This is a genomic window from Polaromonas sp. P4_F9, from assembly GCF_056401235.1.
The window spans coordinates 18,326-43,436 of the sequence record NZ_JBFUJT010000031.1; the positions used below are offsets into that span (position 1 = coordinate 18,326).

The 25,111-nt window shown below is 61.1% G+C and carries 26 protein-coding genes; 8 read left to right on the top strand and 18 right to left on the bottom strand.

Features of this window, described 5'->3' with window-relative positions; genetic code table 11:
- The first annotated feature begins 94 nt into the window (after positions 1–94).
- The 3 genes from rfaE1 (at position 95) to AC1DUB_RS22275 (ending at position 2,780) form a co-directional block, all read left to right on the top strand.
- Positions 95–1,039 (top strand): D-glycero-beta-D-manno-heptose-7-phosphate kinase, encoded by a 945-nt coding sequence (gene rfaE1 / locus AC1DUB_RS22265; RefSeq protein WP_477731355.1) that lies wholly within the window; start codon positions 95–97, stop codon positions 1,037–1,039.
- Positions 1,040–1,091: 52 nt separating this feature from the next.
- Positions 1,092–2,099, top strand: coding sequence for an ADP-glyceromanno-heptose 6-epimerase (gene rfaD, locus AC1DUB_RS22270; RefSeq protein ID WP_477731356.1), 1,008 nt, complete (start codon positions 1,092–1,094; stop codon positions 2,097–2,099).
- 129 nt (positions 2,100–2,228) lie between these two features.
- Positions 2,229–2,780 (top strand): ComEA family DNA-binding protein, encoded by a 552-nt coding sequence (locus tag AC1DUB_RS22275; RefSeq protein WP_477731357.1) that lies wholly within the window; start codon positions 2,229–2,231, stop codon positions 2,778–2,780.
- Positions 2,781–2,914: 134 nt separating this feature from the next.
- On the opposite strand, the gene AC1DUB_RS22280 is transcribed toward AC1DUB_RS22275, so the two are convergent.
- From AC1DUB_RS22280 to AC1DUB_RS22315, 8 genes are all read right to left on the bottom strand, one after another.
- Positions 2,915–3,460, bottom strand: a complete 546-nt coding sequence (locus AC1DUB_RS22280; protein ID WP_477731358.1) for a DinB family protein — start codon at positions 3,458–3,460, stop codon at positions 2,915–2,917.
- A gap of 65 nt (positions 3,461–3,525) precedes the next feature.
- Positions 3,526–7,161 carry a hydantoinase B/oxoprolinase family protein gene (locus tag AC1DUB_RS22285; RefSeq protein WP_477731359.1) on the bottom strand — a complete coding sequence of 1,212 codons (3,636 nt, stop codon included), beginning with the start codon at positions 7,159–7,161 and terminating at the stop codon, positions 3,526–3,528.
- Positions 7,162–7,319: 158 nt separating this feature from the next.
- Positions 7,320–7,448, bottom strand: a complete 129-nt coding sequence (locus AC1DUB_RS22290) for a hypothetical protein (RefSeq protein WP_477731360.1) — start codon at positions 7,446–7,448, stop codon at positions 7,320–7,322.
- 22 nt (positions 7,449–7,470) lie between these two features.
- Positions 7,471–8,781 carry a TRAP transporter large permease gene (locus tag AC1DUB_RS22295; protein WP_477731361.1) on the bottom strand — a complete coding sequence of 437 codons (1,311 nt, stop codon included), beginning with the start codon at positions 8,779–8,781 and terminating at the stop codon, positions 7,471–7,473.
- A 24-nt stretch (positions 8,782–8,805) separates the two neighbouring features.
- Positions 8,806–9,408, bottom strand: a complete 603-nt coding sequence (locus AC1DUB_RS22300; protein WP_477731362.1) for a TRAP transporter small permease subunit — start codon at positions 9,406–9,408, stop codon at positions 8,806–8,808.
- 8 nt (positions 9,409–9,416) lie between these two features.
- Complete coding sequence (locus tag AC1DUB_RS22305) at positions 9,417–10,385, bottom strand: TRAP transporter substrate-binding protein (protein WP_477731363.1); 969 nt, start codon at positions 10,383–10,385, stop codon at positions 9,417–9,419.
- Between the two features lie 26 nt (positions 10,386–10,411).
- A complete protein-coding gene (locus AC1DUB_RS22310) occupies positions 10,412–11,236 on the bottom strand; it encodes a putative hydro-lyase (protein WP_477731364.1) in 825 nt (274 codons plus the stop codon).
- 114 nt (positions 11,237–11,350) lie between these two features.
- Positions 11,351–12,265 carry a LysR substrate-binding domain-containing protein gene (locus AC1DUB_RS22315; RefSeq protein ID WP_477731365.1) on the bottom strand — a complete coding sequence of 305 codons (915 nt, stop codon included), beginning with the start codon at positions 12,263–12,265 and terminating at the stop codon, positions 11,351–11,353.
- Positions 12,266–12,386: 121 nt separating this feature from the next.
- On the opposite strand from AC1DUB_RS22315, the gene AC1DUB_RS22320 reads away from it, so the two are divergent.
- From AC1DUB_RS22320 to AC1DUB_RS22330, 3 genes are read left to right on the top strand one after another with little or no spacing between them, the layout of a single operon-like run.
- Positions 12,387–13,370, top strand: a complete 984-nt coding sequence (locus AC1DUB_RS22320) for a TRAP transporter substrate-binding protein (RefSeq protein ID WP_477731366.1) — start codon at positions 12,387–12,389, stop codon at positions 13,368–13,370.
- Positions 13,371–13,372: 2 nt separating this feature from the next.
- A complete protein-coding gene (locus tag AC1DUB_RS22325) occupies positions 13,373–13,888 on the top strand; it encodes a TRAP transporter small permease (RefSeq protein WP_477731367.1) in 516 nt (171 codons plus the stop codon).
- 17 nt (positions 13,889–13,905) lie between these two features.
- Positions 13,906–15,201: a TRAP transporter large permease gene (locus tag AC1DUB_RS22330; protein ID WP_477731368.1), complete on the top strand. Its 1,296-nt coding sequence runs from the start codon at positions 13,906–13,908 to the stop codon at positions 15,199–15,201.
- Positions 15,202–15,255: 54 nt separating this feature from the next.
- Here AC1DUB_RS22330 and AC1DUB_RS22335 read toward each other — a convergent pair whose 3' ends face one another.
- Complete coding sequence (locus AC1DUB_RS22335) at positions 15,256–15,996, bottom strand: aspartate/glutamate racemase family protein (RefSeq protein WP_477731369.1); 741 nt, start codon at positions 15,994–15,996, stop codon at positions 15,256–15,258.
- A 38-nt stretch (positions 15,997–16,034) separates the two neighbouring features.
- Here AC1DUB_RS22335 and crcB point away from each other — a divergent pair, with 38 nt between their 5' ends.
- Together crcB and AC1DUB_RS22345 are read left to right on the top strand one after the other, a co-directional pair.
- On the top strand, positions 16,035–16,421 hold the full coding sequence (gene crcB, locus AC1DUB_RS22340) for a fluoride efflux transporter CrcB (protein WP_477731370.1): 387 nt from the start codon (positions 16,035–16,037) through the stop codon (positions 16,419–16,421).
- A 156-nt stretch (positions 16,422–16,577) separates the two neighbouring features.
- Entirely contained in the window at positions 16,578–17,741 is a 1,164-nt protein-coding gene (locus tag AC1DUB_RS22345) for a helix-turn-helix domain-containing protein (protein WP_477731371.1), read from the top strand.
- Positions 17,742–17,781: 40 nt separating this feature from the next.
- Here the strand turns inward: AC1DUB_RS22345 and AC1DUB_RS22350 are convergent, their stop codons facing one another.
- The 9 genes from AC1DUB_RS22350 to AC1DUB_RS22390 all read right to left on the bottom strand — a co-directional run bounded on the left by AC1DUB_RS22350 (position 17,782) and on the right by AC1DUB_RS22390 (position 25,097).
- On the bottom strand, positions 17,782–18,297 hold the full coding sequence (locus AC1DUB_RS22350) for a copper chaperone PCu(A)C (protein ID WP_477731372.1): 516 nt from the start codon (positions 18,295–18,297) through the stop codon (positions 17,782–17,784).
- 103 nt (positions 18,298–18,400) lie between these two features.
- Positions 18,401–18,628: a hypothetical protein gene (locus AC1DUB_RS22355; RefSeq protein WP_477731373.1), complete on the bottom strand. Its 228-nt coding sequence runs from the start codon at positions 18,626–18,628 to the stop codon at positions 18,401–18,403.
- Positions 18,629–18,731: 103 nt separating this feature from the next.
- Positions 18,732–19,265 (bottom strand): YcnI family copper-binding membrane protein, encoded by a 534-nt coding sequence (locus AC1DUB_RS22360; protein WP_477731374.1) that lies wholly within the window; start codon positions 19,263–19,265, stop codon positions 18,732–18,734.
- A gap of 67 nt (positions 19,266–19,332) precedes the next feature.
- Positions 19,333–21,696 carry a TonB-dependent receptor gene (locus tag AC1DUB_RS22365; protein WP_477731375.1) on the bottom strand — a complete coding sequence of 788 codons (2,364 nt, stop codon included), beginning with the start codon at positions 21,694–21,696 and terminating at the stop codon, positions 19,333–19,335.
- A gap of 85 nt (positions 21,697–21,781) precedes the next feature.
- Positions 21,782–22,159, bottom strand: coding sequence for a DUF2946 family protein (locus AC1DUB_RS22370; RefSeq protein WP_477731376.1), 378 nt, complete (start codon positions 22,157–22,159; stop codon positions 21,782–21,784).
- A 75-nt stretch (positions 22,160–22,234) separates the two neighbouring features.
- Positions 22,235–23,044 carry an ABC transporter substrate-binding protein gene (locus AC1DUB_RS22375; protein ID WP_477731403.1) on the bottom strand — a complete coding sequence of 270 codons (810 nt, stop codon included), beginning with the start codon at positions 23,042–23,044 and terminating at the stop codon, positions 22,235–22,237.
- Positions 23,045–23,085: 41 nt separating this feature from the next.
- Positions 23,086–23,787: an ABC transporter ATP-binding protein gene (locus tag AC1DUB_RS22380; RefSeq protein ID WP_477731377.1), complete on the bottom strand. Its 702-nt coding sequence runs from the start codon at positions 23,785–23,787 to the stop codon at positions 23,086–23,088.
- A gap of 169 nt (positions 23,788–23,956) precedes the next feature.
- Positions 23,957–24,691 (bottom strand): ABC transporter permease, encoded by a 735-nt coding sequence (locus AC1DUB_RS22385; RefSeq protein ID WP_477731378.1) that lies wholly within the window; start codon positions 24,689–24,691, stop codon positions 23,957–23,959.
- Positions 24,692–24,872: 181 nt separating this feature from the next.
- Complete coding sequence (locus tag AC1DUB_RS22390) at positions 24,873–25,097, bottom strand: formate dehydrogenase subunit delta (RefSeq protein ID WP_477731379.1); 225 nt, start codon at positions 25,095–25,097, stop codon at positions 24,873–24,875.
- Positions 25,098–25,111 lie beyond the last annotated feature (14 nt).

The window sequence follows — 25,111 nt, forward strand, 5'->3', positions numbered from 1 at the left end:
CGACACTTGCGGCCCGGCAAAGCCGGTTCCGCAGTGTCCACTGGAAAAGATAAAGCGGTACCGCAGCGTTGATCCGGCTTGAAAACAAACAGACATGACAACACTTTCCCTATCCCCTGAAAAAATCGCCAAGGCCCGCGTGCTGGTCGTGGGTGACGCCATGCTGGACCGCTACTGGTACGGTGCCGTGGACCGTATTTCACCGGAGGCACCGGTTCCTGTTGTTCGCGTGACCCGCACGGAAGAGCGCATTGGTGCGGCCGCCAACGTGGCCTACAACATCGTCACGCTGGGCGCGCAGGCTTCGCTGCTGAGCGTGGTGGGCGATGATGAAGCCAGCCACCACCTCGAAGCACTGGTGGCCCAAACCGGCATCACGCCCTACTTTGGCCGCGATGCGAAACTTAAAACCACCGTCAAGCTGCGCGTGATCGGGCGCCAGCAGCAACTGCTGCGCCTCGATTTTGAGAACATACCGGAAAACGAAGTTCTGGCGTCGCAGTCCGCCACGTTTGAAAAGCTGCACCTGCAGCACGAAGCCGTGCTGTTTTCAGACTACGGCAAGGGTGGGCTGGCGCACATCGTCCTGATGATTGCCCAGGCGCGCGCTGCCGGCAAGATCGTGCTGGTCGACCCCAAGGGTTCGGACTATAAACGCTACGAGAACGCCAGCGTCATCACTCCCAACCGCGCCGAGCTGGAGCATGTGATTGGCCCCTGGAACAATGAGACCGATTTGCGGGTCAAAGCGCATAACCTGCGCACCTCGCTCAAACTACAGGCTCTGCTGCTGACCCGCAGCGAGGAAGGCATGACCCTGTTTGATGAGCAAGGCGAACTTCACGTCCCGGCGGTGGCCCGCGAAGTGTTCGACGTCACCGGTGCGGGTGACACCGTCATTGCCACGCTCGCCGCCATGCTGGCTGCCGGACTGAGCCTGCGTGAGGCAGTGCCCATCGCCAACCGCGCCGGCGGCATCGTGGTGGGCAAGTTCGGTACCGCCACCGTGAACTACAACGAGCTCTTTGCCGCCTCTTGAAGCCATTAGCGCCATTAACGCCGTTAGCGCACTGAAACCGAGGAATTTCCCCATGAAAATCGTAGTCACCGGCGCCGCCGGCTTCATCGGCAGCAACCTCGTGAAGGGACTCAACGACCGCGGCATTGACGACGTCATTGCCGTCGACGACCTGACCCACGGCGACAAGTTCCGCAACCTGGCCGACCTGAAAATTGCCGACTACGTCGATGCCGACGACTTTTATGACCTGTTTGCCGAAGGCGCTTTTGGCCCGGTCGAAGCGGTGTTCCACGAAGGCGCCTGCAGCGACACCATGGAGTCCGATGGCAAGTACATGATGGACAACAACTACACGCTGTCATGCGAGTTGTTCCATGCCTGCCAGGAGCAGGGCACGCGCCTGTTGTACGCCTCCTCGGCCGCCACCTATGGCGGCTCCGACACCTTCAGCGAATCCCCCGAGTTCGAGCGCCCGCTCAATGTGTACGGCTATTCCAAGCTGCTGTTTGACCAGCGGATGCGGCGCGAACTTGGCCCCCGGCTTGAAAACGCCGCCACCCAGGTCGCCGGCTTCAGGTACTTCAATGTCTACGGCCCGCGAGAGCAGCACAAGGGTCGCATGGCCAGCGTCGCCTTTCACCAGTTCAACCAGTTCCAGGCCGAGGGCAAGGTAAAGCTGTTTGGCGACTACGGCGGATACCAGGCTGGCGGCCAGATGCGCGACTTTGTTTTCATCGACGACGTGGTCGCCGTCAATCTCTGGTTTCTGGACCACCCGGAAAAGTCCGGCATTTTCAACCTGGGCACCGGAAGGGCGCAGCCCTTCAACGATGTGGCCCTGGCCGTCGTCAACACCTTGCGCCAAGGCCAAAACGCGGCGGCCCTGAGCCTCGAAGACGCGGTGCGCGGCGGGCTGATTGACTACATTTCCTTTCCCCCCGCCCTGGTGGGCAAGTACCAGAGCTATACCCAGGCCGACCTGCACGCCTTGCGCGCTGCCGGCTGCCAGCATGCCTTTGCCGACGTGCAGACCGGTGTGGCGGCTTACATGCAATGGCTGGGCAGCACAAAAATCTAGGGTTTCCCCGAGCGAAAACGCCTTGGGCAGGTCAACCCGGCCCGAAACCGCACGTTATTGAACAGGACATCCTTGTTCACAAGGGTGGATCACGCGTCTGGTTCAATTCAATATTTGAGGAGTTTTCTCATGTTCAAGAAATTGCTGGCGTTTTTCGCCGCTATGTACATGGCAGTGTCTTTTGCTGCTGTCGATGTCAACAAGGCTACCGCCGCCGAGCTCGATGGCATCAAGGGCATTGGCCCGGGCATCTCGGCCAAGATCCTGGACGAGCGCAAGAAAGGCAACTTCAAGGACTGGAACGACTTCATCGAGCGCGTCAAAGGCATTGGTGAAGGCAATGCCGCCAAGTTTTCAGCAGAAGGCCTGACGGTAGGCGGCTCCACCTTCAAAGGCGTCGCCGCTGCGCCAGCTGCTGCCGCCAAAGAAGAGAAGAAAGACCCGAAGGCTGAGGCAAAAGCCAAAGCTGACGAGGCCAAAGCCAAAAAAGAAGCCGACAAAAAAGCTCAGGCTGAAGAAAAAAAGAAAAAAGCCGATGAAGCCAAGGCCAAGGCCGATGCTGACAAGGCAGCCAAAGCCGATGCCACGAAGACCAAAGATGCCAAGCCTGCTGCAAAGGACGAGAAAAAAGACGCCAAAGCTGATGCCGCCAAACCAGCCGCCAGCGCCGCCAAGAAGTAATCTTCCGGAGCAGGCACAACCGGCCTCCCAAAACCCGCCACCTGGCGGGTTTTTTTATGCCTGCCCGCTTTCAAACCTTTGACTCACCGGAGCTTCCAGCTATTGAATACATGGCCGACGGGAACGGTGCAAGGCTAGACCAGTGCAATCAGGTCGGTCACGCCAACATCGATACCGGCCTGCATGAGCAGCGTGCTGACCTGCCCGCGGTGATGCGTCTGGTGGTTAAAAAAGTGTGTCATCGCCTGCCAGACCGGATGCGTGCGCTCAACGCCACTGCTGTTGCCATAGCGCATGGTGAGCTGCAGGAAAACATCGGGCATCTCCACCACCCAGTTCTCGATGGCGGCATCGAGCTGCTCGCGCTTGGCACGCAGCGCTTTCCAGTCGTCGAACACGACCGTGTTCAGGCGGCTACCGGCGGGCAGGTCCAGCACCCTGGCATTCAGGCTGGCCATCCTGATGTCGTTGTCCAGGCCGCACTGGGCAAGTCGGCGTAGCCAGATCTGGTCGGCGACGATCAGGTGGTTCAGCGTCCTGTGAATCGAGCCAAAAAAAGCACCGCGCTCACGCTTTCGCTCATCGTCGGACAGCGACTCGCAGGCGTCATACAGACGCCGGTTCATCCAGCGGTTGTAGTGGGCCAAAAAACGGTAATGATCGGAAAACACCGTCGCCATGGCAGCTGCTCCTGTCCTGATTAGTCCTGCCTTGATTAGATAGCTGCTGTGCTTATTTCACAATCTCAGGCCTGTCCAAACCCCCCGCCCCCCGGCGTGTGGATTTCAAACACATCTCCCGGCTGCATCTCGGCCTGGCCGATGTGGTCCAGCGTTTCCGTCTGGCCACCTGCCCGTACAACGACGTTGCGGCCCACCTGCCCCGCTTCGCCGCCGGCCATGCCAAAGGCGCCATATTTTCGTCCATTCGACAAAATGCTGGCCGTCATGGCCTCCAGGAACCTCACGCGGCGCACACCGCCATTGCCGCCTTGCCAGCGGCCCGCACCACCTGAACCCTGGCGGATCTCGTAGCTCTCCAGCCGCACCGGAAAGCGGAACTCCAGTACTTCGGGATCGGTCAGGCGCGAATTGGTCATATGGGTCTGCACCACCGACGTGCCGTCAAAGCCCGAAACCAGGCGGCCTGACTCATCCGTGACGCCGCCAGCACCCGAGCCGCCGGAAATGGTCTCGTAATACTGGTGCCGCGCATTGCCAAAGGTAAAGTTGTTCATGGTGCACTGGCTGGCCGCCATCACGCCCAGCGCGCCATAAAGCGCATTGGTGATGCAGGTGGATGTTTCCACATTCCCCGCCACCACCGATGCCGGCGGATTCGGATTGAGCATGGAGCCTGGCGGGATGATGACCTTCAACGGTTTCAGGCAGCCCGCGTTGAGCGGAATGTCGTCGTCCACCAGCGTGCGGAACACATACAGCACGGCCGCCATGCACACCGCCGTCGGCGCGTTGAAGTTGTTGGTCTGCTGCGGCGAGGTGCCGGTGAAATCAATTTCGGCGCTACGCCCCTTGGGGTCCACACGAATCGCCACCTTGATCTGCGCGCCGTTGTCCAGCGGCAGTGTGAACTCGCCGTTACGCAGGCGCGTGATGACGCGGCGCACCGACTCCTCGGCATTGTCCTGCACATGGCGCATGTAGGCCAGCACCACGTCCAGGCTGAACGTGTCGACCATCTTGCGCAGCTCCTGCACACCTTTTTCATTGGCGGCAATCTGGGCTTTCAGATCCGCCATGTTCTGCTGCGGATTGCGGCTCGGGTATTTGCCACTCTTGAGCAGGGTGAGCATCTCGGCTTCCCGCAACACGCCGCGTTCGACCAGTTTCACGTTGTTGATCTGCACGCCCTCTTCTTCGATCAACGTCGAGAAAGGCGGCATCGATCCCGGTGTGATACCGCCAATATCCGCATGATGTCCCCGCGAACCGACGTAAAACGTTGGCTGCGTTGACGTACCCAGGTACACCGGCGTGATCACGGTGATGTCAGGCAGGTGGGTACCGCCATGGTAGGGGTCGTTGAGCACATACACATCGCCCGGCTGCATCTTGCCGGCGTTCTCGCGGATCACCGTCTTGATGCTCTCGCCCATGGATCCCAGGTGGACTGGCATGTGCGGCGCGTTGGCAATGAGGTTGCCTTCGGTGTCAAACAACGCGCAGCTGAAGTCCAGCCGCTCCTTGATGTTGACCGAGTAAGCGGTGTTCTGCAGCTGCAGGCCCATCTGTTCGGCAATATTCATGAAGAGGTTGTTGAACACCTCCAGCAACACCGGGTCCACCGTGGTGCCCGCCGCAAAGGTAATGGAGCGTTCGGCGCGGCGGTCCAGCACAAGGTGGTCCAGCGCCGTCAGGGCGGCTTCCCAGCCAGGCTCCACCACGGTCGTCGCATTCTTTTCGGCAATGATGGCCGGACCGGAGATGATGTCGCCCGGCTGCAGGTCTTCGCGCACGACCAGCGCAGCGTCGTGCCACTGTCCGCCCGAGTACATCCTGACGGTCTCGCGACGCGGCACTTCACGCGGCTCATGCGTCGCGTGCCGTGGTTCAGCGGGGGCGTCGCCAGCCACCACGGCTTCCACAGACACGGCTTCCACCACCAGGCCCTTGCCCTGCATCAAAAAGGCAAAGCGCTGCCGGTAGGCGGCCTCAAAGCCGGTCTCGATCTGGTCCAGCGTCCCGAAAGGCACCACCAGCGCCGAGTCGCTGCCCTCATAGCGGACATGAACGCGCTGATGCATGGTGATGGCGCCGGTGCTCACCTGCTGGCGCTGCAACTCAGCCTGCGCCATTGTGGCCAGCCCATGAAGCTTGCTGGCGATCTCTGTGAGCGCCGCTTCCGTCAGCTTGAGCTCCACCGCCTGCTCGCGGATCACGTTCTGGTCTGCCAGGCCCATGCCGTAGGCAGACAGCACCCCTGCCAGCGGATGCACAAACACCCGTGTCATGCCCAGCGCATCGGCCACCAGGCAGGCATGCTGCCCACCCGCGCCACCGAAGCACTGCAGCGTGTAGCGTGTCACGTCATAGCCGCGAGCCACTGAAATCTTCTTGATGGCATTGGCCATCTGCTGCACCGCAATGCTGATAAAGCCTTCAGCCACCACCTCGACAGGGCGGCCGGTCTGCTCGGCCAGTTCGGCGAACCGCGCCTGCACCGCCTCGGCATCCAGCGGCTCATTGGCCTGGTGACCGAACACTTTTGGAAAGTAACGCGGCTGGATCTTGCCCACCATCACATTGGCATCGGTTACGGCCAGCGGCCCGCCGCGCCGGTAACTGGCGGGCCCCGGGTTGGCCCCGGCACTCTGCGGCCCGACGCGAAAACGCTCGCCGTCAAATTTCAGAATGGAGCCGCCACCGGCCGCCACGGTGTGGATGCTCATCATGGGGGCACGCATGCGCACACCGGCCACCTGGGTTTCAAACTCGCGCTCAAACTCGCCCGCGTAGTGCGACACGTCGGTCGAGGTGCCGCCCATGTCAAAGCCGATCACCTTGGCATGGCCGGCAATGGCGGCCGTGCGGGCCATGCCGACAATGCCGCCGGCCGGGCCGCTCAAAATCGCATCCTTGCCCTGGAACACATGGGCATCGGTCAAGCCGCCCGACGACTGCATGAAAAAGAGTTTGACGCCGGGCATCTCGCTGGCTACCTGCTCCACGTAGCGGCGCAGTATGGGTGACAAATAGGCATCGACCACGGTGGTGTCTCCGCGGCTGACGAACTTCATCATCGGACTGGTTTCGTGCGAGGTGCTGATTTGCGTGAAGCCGACTTCCTGGGCGATGCGCCTGGCGGCTTTTTCATGATCGGTATAGCGGTAGCCATGCATGAAAACGATGGAGACACTGCGCAGCCCTTTCTGGTATTGCGCAAGCAGCTCCTTTTCCAATAGCGATTCGTCCAGCGCCTGAAGCACTTCACCCTGCGCACCGACGCGCTCATGGGCCTCAACCACGGCGCTGTAGAGCAGCTCGGGCAGCACGATGTTGCGGTCAAACAGGCGGGGGCGGTTCTGGTAGGCAATGCGCAGCGCATCCCGAAAGCCGCGCGTCGTCACCAGCAGTGTCGGCTCGCCCTTTCGCTCCAGCAGCGCATTGGTCGCGACCGTGGTGCCCATCTTCACACACTCCACCACATCGGACTGGATAGGCTCTCCTGCTTTCAGGCCCAGCAAGTGCCGAATACCGGCCACCGCTGCATCGCGGTACTGCTCCGGGTTTTCGGACAGCAGCTTGTGCGTGATCAGCGAGCCATTGGGCTTCTTGGCCACGATGTCGGTGAATGTGCCGCCGCGATCAATCCAGAACTGCCAGCGTCCACTGCCTGTGTTTGAGGTGTTTTCTTGGGTCATTTTCAACAATCTTTTCTAGAGAATACGGTAACTATTAAAAAGAGCTTCAACAAGGGGGCTGCGATTTGAACTTATTCGAACTTACTCGAACTTACTTGAACTTGTACTGAAGGCCAGCTTGGTGCACAAGGTAGTAAGGCACAAAAATATCGTTGGCTTCAATGCCAGCAGATCGTACCCACTCGCGGGGCAAGCTTCTCGCCAATGCGCTTGATCTCCTGGCCCAGGTCTGCAGGAACGCGCTCAATCCTGATGCCGTTTTTACGCAGTTCTTCGGTGGCGCTCAAGGCCAGTGCCCGACCCCTGTTGTCATTTGGCTTTTCCCATCACCATGTCTGGCACGATGGTGACAATCTGCGGAAACAGCGTGATCAACGCGATGCAAACCACCAGGCACATAAAAAATGGAATGGCAGYCCTGGCAATCACATTGCTGTCTTTGCCCGTCATGTTTTGCAACACGAAAAGATTAAATCCCACAGGCGGCGTCACCTCGGCAATCTCGACCAGCAAAATAACAAAAATGCCGAACCAGACCAGGTCGAACCCGGCCTTCTGGATCATGGGCATCACAACGGCCGCAGTCAAAACAATCATGCTGATGCCATCCAGCGCGGTACCCAGCACCAGATAAACCACCACCAGACAGGCAATCAGGCTGTAGGGCGAGAGGTTCAACGAGCCGACCCACTCAGCCAGCTCTCGCGGCACACCGGTGAAGGCCATGGTCTTGGTCAGGAATGCAGCCCCCGCCAGGATGAACATGATCATGCAACTGGTACGCGCTGACCCCATGAGGGCTTCGTTAAAGTTGGCCCAGGTCAGTGAACGGCTCCAGAGAGCCAAAGCCAACGCCCCTACCACGCCATACGCAGCGCACTCGGTCGCCGTGGCCCAGCCCGCCAGCAAAGACCAGCAAATAAAAATGATCAGCAATGCGCAGGGGATCAGGTTCTTCGACAGCCTCAGCTTTTCCTTGAAACTGGTCACCGGCTCCGCAGGCGGCATGTGCGCCTTGTTTCGAATGGACCACCAGGCGATGTAACCCGAAAACAGCAGCATCAAAACAATCCCCGGCAGAAAGCCCGCCAGGAAAATCCGGATGATGGAGGCGTCTGCCGCGACGGCGTAAACCACCATCGTGATGGACGGAGGAATCAGGATGCCGAGCGTGCCGGCCGTCGCCAGGGAGCCCAATGCGATCTTCTCGTTGTAGCCGCGCTTTTTAAGCTCGGGCAAGGACACCTTGGCAATGGTGGCGCAGGTCGCGGCAGAGGAGCCTGACACCGAGCCGAAAATACCGCAGCCGAGAATGGTGGTGTGAAACAGGCGCCCCGGCACCCGGCCCAGCCACGGTGCCAGCCCTGTAAACATCTCTTCGCTCAGCTTGGTGCGAAACAGGATTTCTCCCATCCAGATAAAGAGCGGCAAAGCGGCCAGTTCCCAACTCGCGTTACTTTCCCAAAAAGCAGAAAACAGGTTGAGCCCCGGCTGCGTGGTGGTGAAAAATGCCTGCCCCACCCAGCCGCAAATGGCCAGAGTCATGGCGATCCAGACGCCGCCAGACAGCAAAAGCAACATCAGGAGCAGCAAGATGCCGCCAATAGTCAAAATGTCCATGTTCTATTTCCTGACTTAAACGACTCAAAGATCTGACGAAAAATCGCCCTGGGCATGCCGTTCCTCGACAAGGCGCACGAAGGTCGGCACACCACCCCGCAGAACAATCACCAACTCATCCACCACGGCGACCAGCAGCAGCACGGCCCCCAGTGCGAAGCTGGACTGTGGAATCCATATCGGCAGCGGCAACAAACCTTGCGCGAGTTCCTTGAACTCCCAGCTCTGGTAAGTGAATCGGACTGCCCAGTAGGCGAGATAGGCAACAGCGCAGGTCGCGACGAACAGGCTGACCAGCTCCAGAACCCTGCGGGTTGGGGGCTGTACCTGCTCAAGCAGCAAGGTCACTCGCACGAAATCACCATGTTTGAATGCGTGCGCCATGGTAAAAAAAGCCGCTGCGGCGCACAGCCATGAAACGATGTCGTTGACAGCGCCCGTGGTAAATCCGAACTGCCGACCCAGCGACTGAACGACCATCAGGGCACAAATCAGGGCTATGCACACCGCTCCCAGCACTGCAGCCGCTAAATAGATGGAGTCCAGCCAGCGACGAAGCGCGGTAAGAGTATTGGCTGGGCGGCTTGCCGCTGCAGCGCTGCCCAGTGCTTCGGGAACGTACGACATATCTGAGCTCACTTCTTGCTGTAGGCGTCGATGACGAGCTTGCCTTCGTCACCCGCCAGATTGAGCCAATCAGCCGTCATGCGTTCACCAATGACTTTGAGCTCTTTTTTCAGGCCATCACTGGTGGTGTCAATCTTCATGCCCTTGGCTGCCAGTTCACGCATGTACTCCGCATCTTTTAGCTCGCTGATTTGCCAGCCGCGTTGCTCGGCTATGGCCGCTTGCTGCAACACGGCGCCCTGAGCGGCGGGATCCAGCGCGTCGAAGGCCTTTTGGTTGACCACCACCGCGTTGCGTGGGAGCCAGGCGTTCACATCGTAAAAATACTTGACGCTTTCATAGAGCTTGCTGTCGACCCCGCTGGCGCTGGAAGTCAGGAAGTTGTCCACCCCGCCCGTTGCCAGCGCGGCCGGCAGCTCGGCCAGCTGAATGGTGACAGGCTGGGCCCCCACCGATGTTGCGATCAAGGCTGTTGCCGGGTTGTAAGCCCGCATCTTGGTGCTCTTGAGGTCTTTCATCGAAGCCACTGGCTTGCTGGAGTACAGACCTTGCGGTGGCCACGGCACGGTATAGAGCAACTTGATGCCTTGCGCCGCCAGGGTTTTGACCAGCAGCGTACGCGACGCGGTATCGAGCCGCCTGGCATCTGCATAGCTGGTAGCCAGGAAAGGAATGGAATCAACACCAAAAACCGGTGCCTCGTTGGAAGCGCCCGACAAGATAAGCTCCCCCACCGGCGTTTGACCAGACTGCACAGCGCGCTTGATCTCGTTGGCCTTGAACAGCGAGGCATTGGCGTGCACCGTGATTTTCAGCTTGCCCGCCGTGGCTTTGTCTATGCCGTCAGCAAACTGCTGCAGGTTCTGCACCTGAAAGGTATTTGCACCGTAACCGGACGGCAAATCCCATTTGGTTTGCGCAAACGCAGCACCCAGGGTCGTGACGGCAGCAAGAGAAACAAGCAGTTTTTTCATCATCATCTCCAGTCAAAAAATAGTGGGGTCTAAAAAGCAGCCAATTGATGGTTCAGCAAGTCGGTGATCAGCATTGCCCCGGGTGCGTGTGTGACGCAAAACTCGGGGCGCGCCTGCGCAATGGCCGCTTGCGGCGTGACACCGCAGGCCCAGAACACGGGAATCTCGTCAGGCAGCACATCGATGGCGTCGCCATAGTCCGGCCTGGCCAGGTCAGCGATGCCGATCTGCGCCGGATCGCCCATGTGCACCGGCGCGCCGTGCACGTCGGGAAATCGCGATGTGATCTGAATGGCGCGAATCGCATCGGCCGCCTTGAAGGGCCGCATGGACACCACCATGGGCCCATGGAACGCGCCTGCGGGTTCGGTGGCGATATTGCTGCGGTACATCGCCACATTGCGTTGCTGTTCGATATGGCGCAGGGGCAGGCCTGCTTTCATCAGCGCCTCTTCAAACGAAAAAGAGCAGCCAATGACAAACGTGACCAGGTCTTTGCGCCAGAGCGCGCCGATGTCTGCAGGCTCGTCCACCACCTTGCCGTGCCGCCAGACACGATAGCGCGGCAGGTCGGTGCGGATGTCGATGTCTGCGCCCAGCGTCGGCAGCCGGGCCTGGCCCGGCTCCGACACCGCCAGCAGCGGACAGGGCTTGGGATTGCGCTGGCAGTAACGCAGGAAGTCATTGGCTTCGGAGGCGGGAAGGATCACCACATTGCCCTGCACGTGTTCACTGGCCAGGCCGCTGGTGTGCGAGGTCCACCGGCCCTGCCGGATGATGCTGCGAACATACGCGGCATTGTTGATGTCGCCGGACCCGAAAACCGACAGTGCTGATTCAGACGGTGTGCTCACCAGAAAACTCCCCCGTTGCGTATGTCACCTTGATGACGATGAGCGAATTGTGTGGGGGTCTTCAGCCTTCAGCAAATTCAAAATTTTTTGCTTATACCATCGATTTTTTCGATATTAAGGGTTTACCTCTGGTCGCCTTTTTGGTGCGTTGTTGCGGCCTCCGGCGAAAGCGATGGCCGACTGCACAACGGTCTCCACGGTTCTGGAACTGGGGTCGGTTCGGTAACTTGCGTTGATCGGCAAGGACTGCAACTTGGCGTCGCAGGTCAGCAGCTTCAGGCGCGCAAAGCCGGTGAGCCGCTCTACCGCGGCGCGCGGCAGCAAGGCCACTCCGAAGCCGCCCTGCACCAGCTGCACCATCGCCGAAATTGAGGAAATGGCGTGCACCTTTTTGGGTTCCATGCGGCGCTGCCTGAACAAATCAAGCAGCGTGACATGCGGCTGCGAGCCTTTCTGGAAGGTCAACAGCTCCATCCCGGCCAGCTCATCGAGTTTGTAAATTCTTTTCTTGTGCAGGTCCGGGTGCCCGACAAACGCCATGTCCATGGATGGCAAGGCCTGGCTTCGCACGCCTTCGGCCGACGCGGGTAACACCGCAAACACGAGATCCAGCGTGCCACGCTGGATCTGGTCGATCAGGATCGGTGTGGTTTCCACCGTCAGCTCCAGCTCCAGCCCCGGGTAGTCGGCTCGCAGCTTTTCCAGCCAGGGAATCAGCCAGGAGTGCAGCACGGACTCGATGGCGCCAATGCGCATCGACATCGCCATGGCCTGCCCCGACCCCATCTCGGCTTTGACTTCGCGCTGCAGTTCCAGCAACTTCTGCGCATAAACCAGAAAACGAGCGCCCGCCACCGTCAGCTTGAACTGCTTGTCACGCCGATCCAGCAGCAGGATGCCCAGTTCTTCCTCCAGCGTCGCAATGCGGCTGGACATGGCCGATTGGGTGAGATAGAGCTTTTCAGCCGCCCGCGAGATGCTTTTGAGTGAGGCCACCCAATAGAAAGCTTCAACAAAACGCAGGTTCATGGCGCGGCCTCATCAGGTAGGGGCAATTTTTGGGGTATGTCCGGGGAACTGGCGCGGGATTTGCGTCGTATCCTATGACGACTTAGCAACCGACTTAGCAACCTATTGTCCAGGAGCCCCCATGAAATTCAAACTTGCATTGATTGCCGCCGTACTCAGTGCCGGCACCGCAGCATTCGCCCAGACCAAATGGGACTTGCCGGCGGCCTACCCTACGTCCAACTATCACACCGAAAACCTGGCGCAATTCGCTGCAGACGTTGACAAAGCCAGCGGAGGCAAGTTGAAGATCACGGTGCATGCAAATGCATCGCTTTTCAAGGCCAATGAGATCAAGCGCGCCGTTCAGGGCGGCCAGGCACAGTTGGGCGAGATTTTGCTCGCCAATTTTGAAAATGAAAACCCGATTTATGGCGCGGATGGTCTGCCCTTTCTGGCATCAAGTTATCCGGCCGCCCGCAAACTGGCCGATGCGCAAAAACCGGCGCTCGACAAACTGCTGGGCACGCAAGGCATGAAGCTGCTCTACACCGTGCCTTGGCCCCCGCAGGGGGTGTATGTCAACAAGGAAATCACCGCCGTCGCCGACATGAAGGGCCTGAAGTGGCGTGCCTACAGCCCCGCCACCAGCAAGATCGCCGAGTTGATCGGCGCGCAGCCTGTGACAGTACAGGCGGCCGAGCTGAGCCAGGCGCTGGCAACCGGCGTGGTCAACAGCTACATGAGCTCTGGCTCGACCGGCTACGACACCAAGACCTACGAGAGCATCAAGTATTGGTATGACGTACAGGCCTGGTTGCCGAAAAACGCCGTCATCGTCAATAAGAAATCATTTGACGCGCTCGATGCGCCTACCCAGGCGGCCGTTCTGAAAGCAGCGGCAGACGCCGAGGTGCGCGGCTGGAAAATCAGCGAAGAGAAAAACGAGTTTTACAAAAAGGCTCTGGCTGAAAAAGGCATGAAGATCATGACGCCGTCGCCCAAGCTGGTGGCTGACTTCCGGCAAGTCGGCGGCATCATGAAAACAGACTGGATCAAACGCGCAGGCGCCGACGGTGAAGCGCTGCTGTCAGCCTACGAGAAATCAACCGCGGCCAAGAAATAAACATGCGCCGGCTGCTTGATGCGCTTTATGACGGCGCGGCCTGGCTGGGTGCCCTCGGCATGATAGGCACGCTGGTCTCCGTGCTGGCCGGCGTGCTGGACCGGCAGTTTGCCTGGTCGCTGCGCGGCACCGACATGTATGCCGGCTACTGCATGGCGGCCAGCGGCTTCCTGGCCTTGGCGCACACCCTCAAAAAAGGCGAACACATCCGCGTCACGCTGATCCTCAACGCCACCAGAGGGCGAGCCAGGCGGGCGATTGAACTATGGGCGCTTGCAGCAGCGACGGCGCTGGCCATGCTGTTTGCTTACTACAGTGTCAAGCTGTCGATCAACTCCTGGCAGTTCAATGATGTCTCTACCGGCAATGACGCGACGCCGTTGTGGATCCCGCAACTCACCATGGGCATCGGGGCCGTGATCCTGATGATTGCCTTTATCGATGAGCTGGTACTGGAGATCATCGGGCGCCGCATTCAGGAGGGCAGCGACGAAGCCGAGGCCTTGCACTACGAATAATCAGAAGAACAAACCCCATGTCTGAACTTGCCATCACCTCCTTACTGATTCTTTCGCTGTTCCTCATCCTGGGCTCGGGCGTCTGGATCGGCCTCACGCTGTCCGGCGTCGCCTGGATCGGCATGCAGCTTTTTTCCTCACGCGCCGCTGGCGATGCCATGGCCGTGACCATCTGGGGTTCTTCATCGAGCTGGACGCTGACGGCCCTGCCGCTTTTCGTGTGGATGGGAGAAATCCTGTTTCGCACCAAGCTCAGTGAAAGCATGTTCAAGGGCCTGGCGCCGTGGGTCAGCCGCCTGCCGGGTGGCCTGCTGCACACCAACGTGATCGGTTGCACCATTTTTGCGGCGGTGTCGGGCTCGTCAGCGGCGACCTGCGCCACCATAGGCAAGATGACATTGCCGGAACTCGCCAAACGCGGCTACCCCGAAGACATCACCATCGGCTCGCTGGCCGGGGCCGGTACGCTGGGCCTGTTGATCCCGCCCTCCATCATCATGATCGTTTACGGCGTCAGCGCCGATGTATCGATTGCCAAACTCTTTATCGCAGGCGTTTTCCCCGGCCTGTTGCTCGCATCGCTGTTTTCGGGCTACCTGATCGTCTGGGCGCTGATGAACAAGGGCAAAATCCCGCCGCCCGACGCGGCCATGACGTTCAGCCAGAAGGTCTACGAATCGCGCCACCTGATTCCTGTGGTGCTGCTTATCAGCGCTGTGCTCGGCTCCATCTACACAGGTATCGCCACGGCGACAGAGGCTGCGGCCATTGGTGTGGTCGGGTCACTGCTGCTGTCGCTCGTGCAACGGTCCATGAGCTGGACCACCTTCAAAGAGTCGCTGCTGGGTGCCACACGCCTGTATTGCATGATTGCGCTGATTCTGGCGGGCGCCGCGTTCCTGACGCTGAGCATGGGCTATATCGGCCTGCCGCGCCACCTGGCCGAGTTTGTATCCAGCCTGGGCCTGAGCCCTTTCCTGCTGATTCTCGCCCTGAGCTTGTTTTACATCATTCTGGGCTGTTTTCTGGACGGCATTTCGATGGTGGTGCTCACCATGGGCGTCATCCTGCCCACGGTGCAGACGGCGGGCCTGGACCTCATCTGGTTCGGGATTTTCATCGTCATCGTGGTGGAGATGGCGCAAATTACCCCGCCCGTCGGGTTCAACCTGTTTGTACTGCAAGGCATGACCAAAAAGGAAATCACCTACATTGCGCGGGTCACGCTGCCATTCTTCTTCCTGATGTGCGGCATGGTGCTGATGCTGTGGTTTTTCCCGCAGATAGCGACCTGGCTGCCCGGCAAGATGTGACCGCAAATGCCGATGGCCAGGACGGCTGACACCTGAGCACCGGCAAGTGGCTTTTCATCGCCAGGGCTGGGTGAGCCGCGGGTCATCGGTCAGCGCCCAGGTTTTAAGGCCCGTCGCCGCTTCAATCGCCTGCCGGTAAGGCGGCATGTTGGTGCACTCCAGCACCATGGCTTGCAGCGACGGCGCACGCTCTTTCAGCGCCCTCGCCGCAGCGACCACATCAGAGGATGCTTTTTGAACATCCAGGGTCTCGCGATTACCCAAAATGGCCGTGGCAAATTCACCCGCAGGGTCCACCCCCTGCACGATCACATCACTCAGCCGTTCAGGCGGCACACCGGCCGCCAGCAGGTGCTCCGCGCCCAACTGGCTGGCGCTGATGGTGAGCACGCCCACGTGAGGCTGGCCAGCCAGCAACCCGGGCAACTGCAGCAGGCTGGACGTGATCACCGGGACCTGCACGGCCGCCTGGAGTTCGCGCTGCAACAGCACCAGGAACCCGCAACTGGTAGTGATGGCCAGTGCGCCGTCACGCTGCAGGGCCTGCACCGCACCCAGGAAAGCAGGCAGCAGCCGTGCGGCCCGCAGACTCTTGGCCGACTGAACCACTTTGGCGGGCCAGGCGCCATGCACCACGTGCCGGCGGGTCGGCACGTCAAAGGTATCCGGATGACCGATGTCACCGGGTGGCCGCGGAAACCGGGTGTCCAGCATCAGGATGCCCAGAAATCCTGCATCGCCGGTTGGAGGTTGGGGCCGGGCTGCGCCCGTCATCACCGCTGCGGTTAAAGTCATGCCTGTATTTTCCCGCCAAAGCAACCGGGGCCTCCACCATGCTGCCTGTTATCGTCATTTGTCTTGGTGCCTCCCTGGGCGCGCTATCCCGCTGGGGCCTGGGCCTGTGGCTCACGCCAGGCGGTGTGATCCCCTGGGGCACCCTGGCCGCCAACCTAATCGGCGGCTACCTGATCGGCATCTGTATCGCTATTTTTCAGTCCATGCCCCAACTCGACCCGGTCTGGCGGCTGGCGCTGGTGACCGGTTTCCTCGGTGGACTGACGACCTTTTCTTCATTTTCGGGCGAGGTCGTGAACTTCCTGATGCAGGCGCGCTATGGCATGGCCCTGGTTACCGCACTGCTGCATGTGCTGGGCTCCTTGCTGCTAACAGTGGCCGGCATTAAAACAGCTATGTTTTTTATAGCGAACAATGCTCATTGATTGCCCCCCGCTGATACTTGGGTCAAGGCTTTTTAAGGCATCAGAAACTCCTGGCATGGACGTGCGCCACCCGGATCCGGCCTGAGCTTGCCCCACGGCGGCAGTCAACCAAAGTCTCCACCTCGCGCAAACCTGCCAAATTGGCCACAATGCCGCATGGCTTCCATGAGCTCCCCCCATTCTGGCCTGGCATCTGCCGGGCAGGATCGCCTGGCGCACATCAGCCAGGCACGCCAGGCCATTCTTTACGGTGACTGGCCACCCGCCGGCATGGCTCTGCCCATCGAAAGCTGGATAGAGCGCTCCTGGCTGCGCTGCCTGGGCAATGGCTGCAGACCGGAGCACGAGCCTTCGTTTGACATGTTGTCGGCCCCTGCACTGCGGAGCACCCTGGAGTCCAACCGTGTGCTGGTGCAGGCAGCGCGGCCAGTGCTCGAGGCGCTGGGCCGTGCCCTTGCCGACACCCGTTACTTCGCCATACTCGCCAACCAGCACGGCGTGGTCGTTGATGTGAACGGCCCGATTGACCGCCGCGACCGGCGTGCCGAGCTGATCACGCGCATCGGCACAGACCTCTCGGAGCATCGGGTCGGCACCACGGCGATCAGCGCGGCGCTGACGGAGCTGCAGCCGGTCTGGCTGCACCGCGGCGAGCACTTTTTCAACATGACCTCGGTATACAGCTGCGCGGGTGCACCTCTGTTTGGCCCTGATGGCCGCTGCGTCGGCATGCTGGACCTGACAGGCATCGAAGCGGCCGAGCGGCCGGAGCTCAAGCACCTGGTCATCCAGTCGGCACGCAGCATTGAGAACGCACTCACGCTCAGCCTTCCGCATCGCCTGATGATCCGGCTGAATTGGCCGGGCCGCGCACTGGGCGACGAGGCCGACGGCCTGGTGTGCGTGGATGCTGACGGCTGCGTCACAGGCGCCAACCAGACGGCACGGCAACTGGTGCCGCAGCTGGCCACGGCACCCCCCCTGGGACTGCATTGCAACGACCTGTTTGCGCTGCCTTATGAAATGCTGTTTGACGCTGCGCGCCAGCAGGCGGCCAACCCCCGCGGCCCCCTGGACATCCCGCTCTGGACGGGCCTGCGGCTGCACGCCCTGCCACTACTGCTGGGCCAGGGCCGCCCCTCAGTTCCGCAGCATCGCGCCACCCCCACCAGCACGCCGCGGCCGCTGAAAGAACTCGAAACCGAGCTGATCCGCCAGGCCGTCGACGATGCGCGCGGCAACGTCATGAAGGCGGCCAAAGCGCTGGGCGTGAGCCGCGCCACGGTGTATCGCAGGCTGGGTCCGGGCAGGCGCAGCTAGCCTGCGCTCCGGGCCTGCGGGCTCGATGGCTTGGGCAGGCTCAGTGCTTGTGCGCAGCGTGAGGCGCCGCCTTGTCGTTGGTCTCGCCCGCCGCAGCGCCAGCATTTGGCGCCACGGTACTGACGGGCACCGTCAGCTCGACTTTGCTGTCAACACCCTTCGCATCCTTGAAGCGCAGCGTCAGCGGCATGGTGCTGCCCTTAGGCAGGGGCTGCTTCAGGTCCATCAGCATCACGTGGTAGCCACCCGGCTTGAGTTCCACGGTTTTTCCGGCGGGCAAAACAAGTGTGGGCAGCCGGCGCATCTTCATCACGTCGTTCTCCAGTTTCATTTCATGCACCTCGGCAATACCCGCCAGGGACGAGGAGACACCCACCAGGCGGACCGTTTCCCTGGCCGTGATCTTCATGAAGGCGCCGGTCCCCTGCTGGCCCTCGACGGTGCTGCGGACCCAGGCGTCCTTCACTTCAATGGTCTGCGCCCAGGCCGAGGTGCCAACCCCGCACAGAGCAGAAAGGGCAGCCACGGCTGCGGCGATTAAAACGTTCAGTTTCATGGGATTCTTTCTAAAAAATTTCTCACCACTGTGCACTGTGCACCACGTGCGTCATGTGTGCGTCATGTGTGCGTCATGTGCACCGATGTGCAATCGGGATGGATCAATTCACCACCTTGGCAGGCTGTGCGGCAAGCGCCAGCTTGAGCCCCGCCTTGTCAAACTCCAGCGCCTGGCAATGCGTACGGGCCTGCGCGATGGCGCCCTGGGCCGCCGGCGAGGCAAGCTGCTTGCCCAGCGCCTTCTGGTAGCCGGCAATCATTTCACTGCATGCGCCTCTCATCTGCGCAATCATCTCGTCGGAGTCACAGGCCTGGCTTGAGACCGACATCAGCAAAACACCCACAACAACAACTGGGCGAACTCCAGCGAGGGGCCGGAGCAGAGTAAAAACGGGGTTCATGGTGTGACCTTTCTGGCAGCGAGCAGCAAGCTCATTTGGGTGGGAGGATTTCAAGCAGCGCCGCCGGGGTTTTCAGCCCCTTGGTGGAAGTTCCGCTTACAGGTATTTCGGCCCAATCAGTGCTGCCTTTTTCGCAGCCCTGAAAAATCTTGAACCATAGGGGTCCGCTCTCTTTGGGAACCCGGCCCCTGAGGACGAACTCGTCGTAGTGCGCATCGGGCAATGCGCTGTCTTTGGAGGCCGCCGCCCAGGTCACTTCGGTCATGCCCTCAGTGACCATGCCGCCATGGCCGTTGTCGTAAGCTGTGGCCAGCTTGCCCAGGCTGGTGGATAGATTCCAGCCTGGCTTGGGCATGGGTTTGGCCCCTTGGAAACCAGCGGGTACGGTGACCCTGATCAGGTTGGTTGCAGACCCCTCGCACCCATGGGACACGAGCATGACGGCTTTGTACATGCTCAGCGCCGTTGTCGTGCGCTCCTGCAGGACTACATGGGAAAAGGCGGGCATGGCGCCCGTCAAAACCGCGCAGCTTGCCATGATTTTTGCAGCCATTAAAAATTTCATGATGCCCTTTCAATAACCAAAAAAATTCAAAAAATAACCAAAGTCGATTGCCGTTTGAGGCCCGGTGTCATAAGGCGTACTTCAGCTCAGCCACATAAGTGCGCTGCGGATAGGGGTGAAAGTTCCAGTACTGGTAGTTGTTGAGGTTGTCGATGCCCAGCGCCGCGCTCCACTGCTTGCTGGCCTGCCAGCGTACCCGCACATCCGTGGTGAAGTATTTGCTCGAGCCCTGGTAGGCGAAACCGTTCACGTCTGCGTTGTTAAGCGTGGAAAACTGGTTGCCGCTGTAGCGGGCGCCAAAGGTGCCGGTCCAGGCTGGGTCGAACCGGTAACTGACCAGCGCAGTAGCGCGCCACACCGGCACGCGTGGCTGATATTTTCCAATGGTGTCGCCGGGCGTACTCACAAAACCGACGTTTTCCTTGATGCGCGAGTCAGCGTAGGTCACGCTGCCGTTGAAGTCCAAGCCTTTTTTGAACACGTCATTGCCGGTGAAGGCCACCTCCATACCGTTGGTCTTGATGCGTCCAACGTTTTGCACCCGGCTGACATTGAGGTTGGCCGCCGGGTCAAAGGTGGTTTGCGAGTACAGCGAGTCGCGCACATTCTCGGTGAAAAAGGTCAGACGCAGCAAGCCATTGCCCAGGTCCTTTTCAGCCGTGAGTTCAGTCGTCCAGGACTTTTCAGGCCGCAGGTTCGGGTCGTTGATGAACTTCGCATTGGTGGTGGAAGTCGCGCCATACAGTTCACTCACGGTCGGAAAGCGCACCGCGCGTCCGGTTGAGGCCTTGAATACGGTGTCAGACGCCCACTGGTAAGAAAGCGCTGCCTTGGGCGACACAAAGCTCTCGCTGCGCGAGGCGTAACTCGTATTCGCCACGTTGCCCGCGCCGAAGGTCGTAAAGCCATTGGAGGCATTCCAGTTCTCGGCCCGCGCGCCCAACACAGCTTTCCAAAGCGGCGAAAAGGTCCAGGCGTCTTGCGCATACAGGCTGCGGAGTTGGGTTTTGCCACCCACGTCATTCGCCACCGTTCCCGGGCCATCGCTTATCCAGTTGCCTGCAATATTGGACTTGAGGATGCGCAGCTTGTAGCTGTCTTGCTGATAGCCAAAGTCTGCGATGTGCGCGCCCTTGATGCCGTCGGGCCGCCAGATGCTCTTGAGCGCCAGGGTGTTCCAGCCGGTACCGTTCTGGTCCTGCAGCGTGCCCGCACCACCGCGCAATGAGCCGGGTTGGGCCGTTGTCGCAGCGCGCTGCTGGTCTTTTTGGTAATCGTAGAGGCTGGCGGCAACTTCCCAGTCAAACACGCCCCGGGTGTTGGACTTGACCGATAACCCATGTATGAGGTGGGTCAGCGCATCGTTGCTGACGCCGAAGTCGCTCGCCGCCAGGGTGTAGCCTTTGCCGTCAATGCTGATGGGGCCGCTGTATACCGGCGCGCCGGCCGCATTGCGCAAGTAGCTTTGCGAACGGTTTTCAGTGCTGTTTTTCCAGTAGCCCAGCGTGTAACTGGCGCGTACCGTGGACGAAAAGTCATACGCCACCTTGAACTTCAGGTGCTCCTGCTCGGTGTCATATTGCGTGGCGCCGCCCAGCAGCAGCCATGGGGTGTTGGTTCTATCCAGGCCCGGCACAGCGCCGGTGACCGCCACCGCGCCCGCGGCCGGTGCGGCCGTGCTGATGGCCCGCGTCGCAAAGGTCAGCGGCTGGCCGGCGCTTTTGGTGCGGTTGGCATTGATAAACCACGACCAGTCGCCGTTGCGGTTGCCCAGCGAGGCGCTCGCCTGGTTGCCGCTGAAGCGGCTGTCGGTGCCGTAAAGCTTGAAGTTCTGGGTGAAACCGCCGAGTTTGGCATGCGCTTCAAACTGCGTCGGCATGCGTGTGATGTAGTCCACCACCGCGCCGACAGAATTGCCCGGATAAGCCGCAGAAAACGGCCCGTAGAGCACGTCAACCCGCTCGATTTCTTCGGGTGTCACCAGGCCCCAGCGCGGCGCGTAGACGGTGCCATTGCCCAGGTAGTTGGACAGCAGAATGCCGTCGGCATACACCGCCGAACGCGCACTGTTGCCCGTGCCGGAGGCCCGGCTGGACAGCACGGCATGGTTGTAGTCGCCGATGTAGCGCTTGCGCACCAGCAGGCTGGGCAGGTATTTCAGCGCATCTTCGCTGTCGGTGGCGTTGATGGTCTGCTCGATCTGCTCGCGGCTCACGCCTTCAATCGTCGTCGGAATCTGCGTCGGCAATGAGGTCGGCTGGCCCCCGTTGACGGTAACCACGCCCAGGGATCTGACGGGTGCGTCCGCGGAAGCAGCGGACGTCTGCGCGGACGCAATCGGGGGGAACACCGCACCGGCAGCCAGGCTTGCCAATACGGCCGTGGCGACGCCACTGCAGGAAAACGCACCCTGTGCGCAGGAAGATGTCATGGAATCCACACTTTGAAATGAACGGTGACTAGCGCACCGGCCACAAGGTCAGCGCGCAGGAAAGCCTCACAGGAGGCGGTTCAATTCAAAGTGCAGGCGGCCCGCGGCTGAAAGGCAGCCCGGGGATGGCGGCGCCAGCGTCCGCCGGAAAGTCCACAGAGGCAACCTGGTTGCCCGGAAAGCAGGGAATGGCAAAGACCGGTAGCGGCGGCGGCGCCAACCCCATGGAGCCGCACAAGTCGCAGTGCGAGCCGGCCGCCAGCGCGTCGCCCGTGCCGGAATCCGAATGGTCAGCAAGCGCTGTGTTGACACTGCAGGTGCCGCCCAGCTTGCCGGTACGCACTTCTTCGGCCAGCATGGACACCGGCGCCAGCAGCGCGGACAGCACGGCCAGAAAGCTTAAGAAAGCTGCCAGGCGTGCCCACACAGCAAGTGGCGGGCGGGATGATGGGCGGGGTGACACGCCCAAATTATAAGTACGCGCTCGAGTCCATGGGAAGCTTGATTTGCGGATTCGGTTCAGGGAGCGCCGCCGGGTTTACTTCGCCGCATTGGAGAAAAACAGCTGCTCGCCATTGATTTTGTAGCTGGCAATGACCGCCTGCCCCGCTGGCGAAACAATCCAGTCCACAAACTTCTGCGCTTGCGCCACTTTGGTGTGCGGGTGTTTGGCCGGGTTGACCACCATGACGCCATATTGGTTGAAAAGGCGTGTGTCGCCCTCGACCAGCACGGCGAGGTCAGCCCGGTTTTTGAAGGACAGCCAGGTGCCGCGGTCTGCCAGCACATAAGCGCCTCCGCCCGGGGTATTGGCCGCAATATTGAGGGCCGGGCCCATGCCGCAGCCACAGGCCTTGTAGTTGGCGAAGCCCGGTGTTCCCGCCGGGGTCTCGATACCTGCGGTCTTCCAGTAGCGCAGTTCGGCCGCATGGGTGCCGCTCTTGTCGCCGCGCGAGACGACATTGGCATTGGCCGCCTGGAGTTTTTTCAGTGCCAGGGCAATGTCCCTGCCCTTCACCCCGGCTGGGTCGGATGCGGGACCGACGAGGACGAAGTCGTTGTACATCACCGCAAAGCGCTGGATGGCAAAGCCTTCGGCCACCACCTTTTCTTCAGCCGCCTGGTCATGCACAAACAGCACATCGGCATCACCGCGGCGCCCCATGTCGATAGCCTGGCCGGTACCGACCGCCACCACCTTGACGTCCATGCCCGTGGCCTTTTTAAACTCGGGCAGCAGGTGCCCAAACAAGCCCGACTGCTCGGTGGAGGTGGTCGAGGCCATGGTGATGGCCTGGGCCGCTGCGGAAGGTGCTAAATAACTGATAGCTGCTTGCACAATCACCACGCTGGCTACAGGCCAAAAATGCTTAACACAGCCTGGAAATCTCACACCAGCTCTCCTTTGACAAACAGATCGGCCTCGCGCGAGGCCTTGCCCAGCATCGGGCCATTGAAGAAATCGTGCACGGGCAGGTCGGCCAGCACCCGGCCCTGCTCCAGGTAGATCACCCTCGTGGCCAGGCGCTTGACCTGGCCCAGGTTGTGGCTGGCAAACACCAGCGTCATGCCGCTTTGCGCAAACTCGGCCAGCAGCGATTCGACCTCGCGCTTGGCATGCGGGTCCAGGCTGGAGGTCGGCTCGTCGAGCAGCAGCACATCGGGCTTGAGGCTCCAGGCCCGCGCCAGCGCCAGGCGCTGCTGCTGGCCGCCCGACAGTGCGCGTGCATGGCGCAGCGCTACCTGGCCCAGACCGACGCGGCCCAAGGCCAGCAGGGCTTGCTCCTTCGCGTCTTTCCAGGGCGTGCCGCGAATCCACAGGCCCAGCGCCACGTTGTTGAGTGCGCTGCTGCGCAGCATATACGGGCGCTGGAACACCATGGCCTGGCGCATCGAAGCATCGCGCAGCACCGAGCCGCTGTCGGGTTTGATCAGACCGTGCAGCACGCGCAGCAGCGTGCTTTTGCCGCTGCCGTTGGAGCCAATCAGCGCCAGCCGCTGGCCAGCCGGCACCCTGAGATMGATACCGCTGAGCGCGCGCACTTTGCCGAAGCGCACGTCCACCGATTTGAGTTGCATCAGGGCGCTCATTGGGTAATTGCCCCCACGCTCACCACTTCGTGCGCTGTACTGCCCCATCGGGGGGACCTTCAGCCCTTGGGGCGGCCCGGCGACGCTCATTGAGCCCCCACGTTTGCCGCTGAAGCGGCTGCACTGCCCCCCGAGGGGGCCTTCGCGTCTTGGGGCGGCCCGGCGACGCTCATGCCGCCGCCCCCTTGAGCAACATGGAGTTGTCACCGACAGCCCCGCGCCAGCGGCTGACGGCCGCGATCAGGGCGTTGAGTGCCAGCACCACCAGCAGCAGCACCAGGCCCAGCGCCAGCGCCAGCGGCAGGTCGCCCTTGCTGGTTTCGAGCGCAATCGCGGTGGTCATCACGCGCGTGAAGCCGTCAACATTGCCGCCCACAATCATCACCGCACCCACTTCCGAAATGGCGCGACCGAATGAGGCGATCAACACCGTGAGCAGCGCATAGCGTTCGTCCCAGGCCAGCAGCAGGCTGCGCAGCAACGGCCTGGCGCCAAGCGAGCGCAACTGCTCGCCATGGGCGCGTTCGGCATCTTCCACGGCTTGCCGCGTCAGCGCCGTCACCACCGGCAGCACCAGCACGGCCTGCGCCAGCACCATGGCCTTGAATGAAAACAGCCAGCCCAGAAAACCCAGCGGCCCGGAGCGCGACAGCAGCAGGTAAACGACAAGCCCCACCACCACCGAAGGCAGCGCCAGCAAGGTGTTGAGCAGGGTGAGCACCGCGTCGCGCCCGGCAAAACGCGCCACGCCCAGCCAGGCGCCGAGCAGCAGGCCCAGGCCACAGGCCAGCACGCAGGCCGTGGCGCTGACGGCCAGCGAGCGGCCCACAATGGCCAGCAGCAGCGGGTCGAAGCCGGTGAGGAGTTGCAGCGCGGTGACGGCGCTTTCAGAAAAAGTATTCATGTCAGTGCCCGCCCGGCCGCCCGAAGGGCACTGAGCACCCCCTCAGGGGGCAGCGAACGAAGAGAGCGTGGGGGTATTTCATCCTAAGCCTGTATCCTAAGCGCGCCGCGGGCATCCCCGCATCGGGAATGGCGAGCTATGAACCGGCATGCATAGGAACGAGGACGCAGCGCTGGCTACGTCACTCCAGCACGCTACGGTGGCGGGCCAGCGCTTGCGCGACCATATCATTCAGTTCCGTGTTGCCGGCGCTGTCCACATGAACAAGCAACTCACGCCGCATGCGCGGCTCCCAGAATTTCTTGATATGCTGCGCGGTGTCCTCCACAGCCTGTGCGCGGTTGGGCATGGCCTCGAAGAAGCTGCCGATCTGGTTGGCCATGCGGATCAGTTGGTCGATGTGCATTGGAGAAGTCCGGT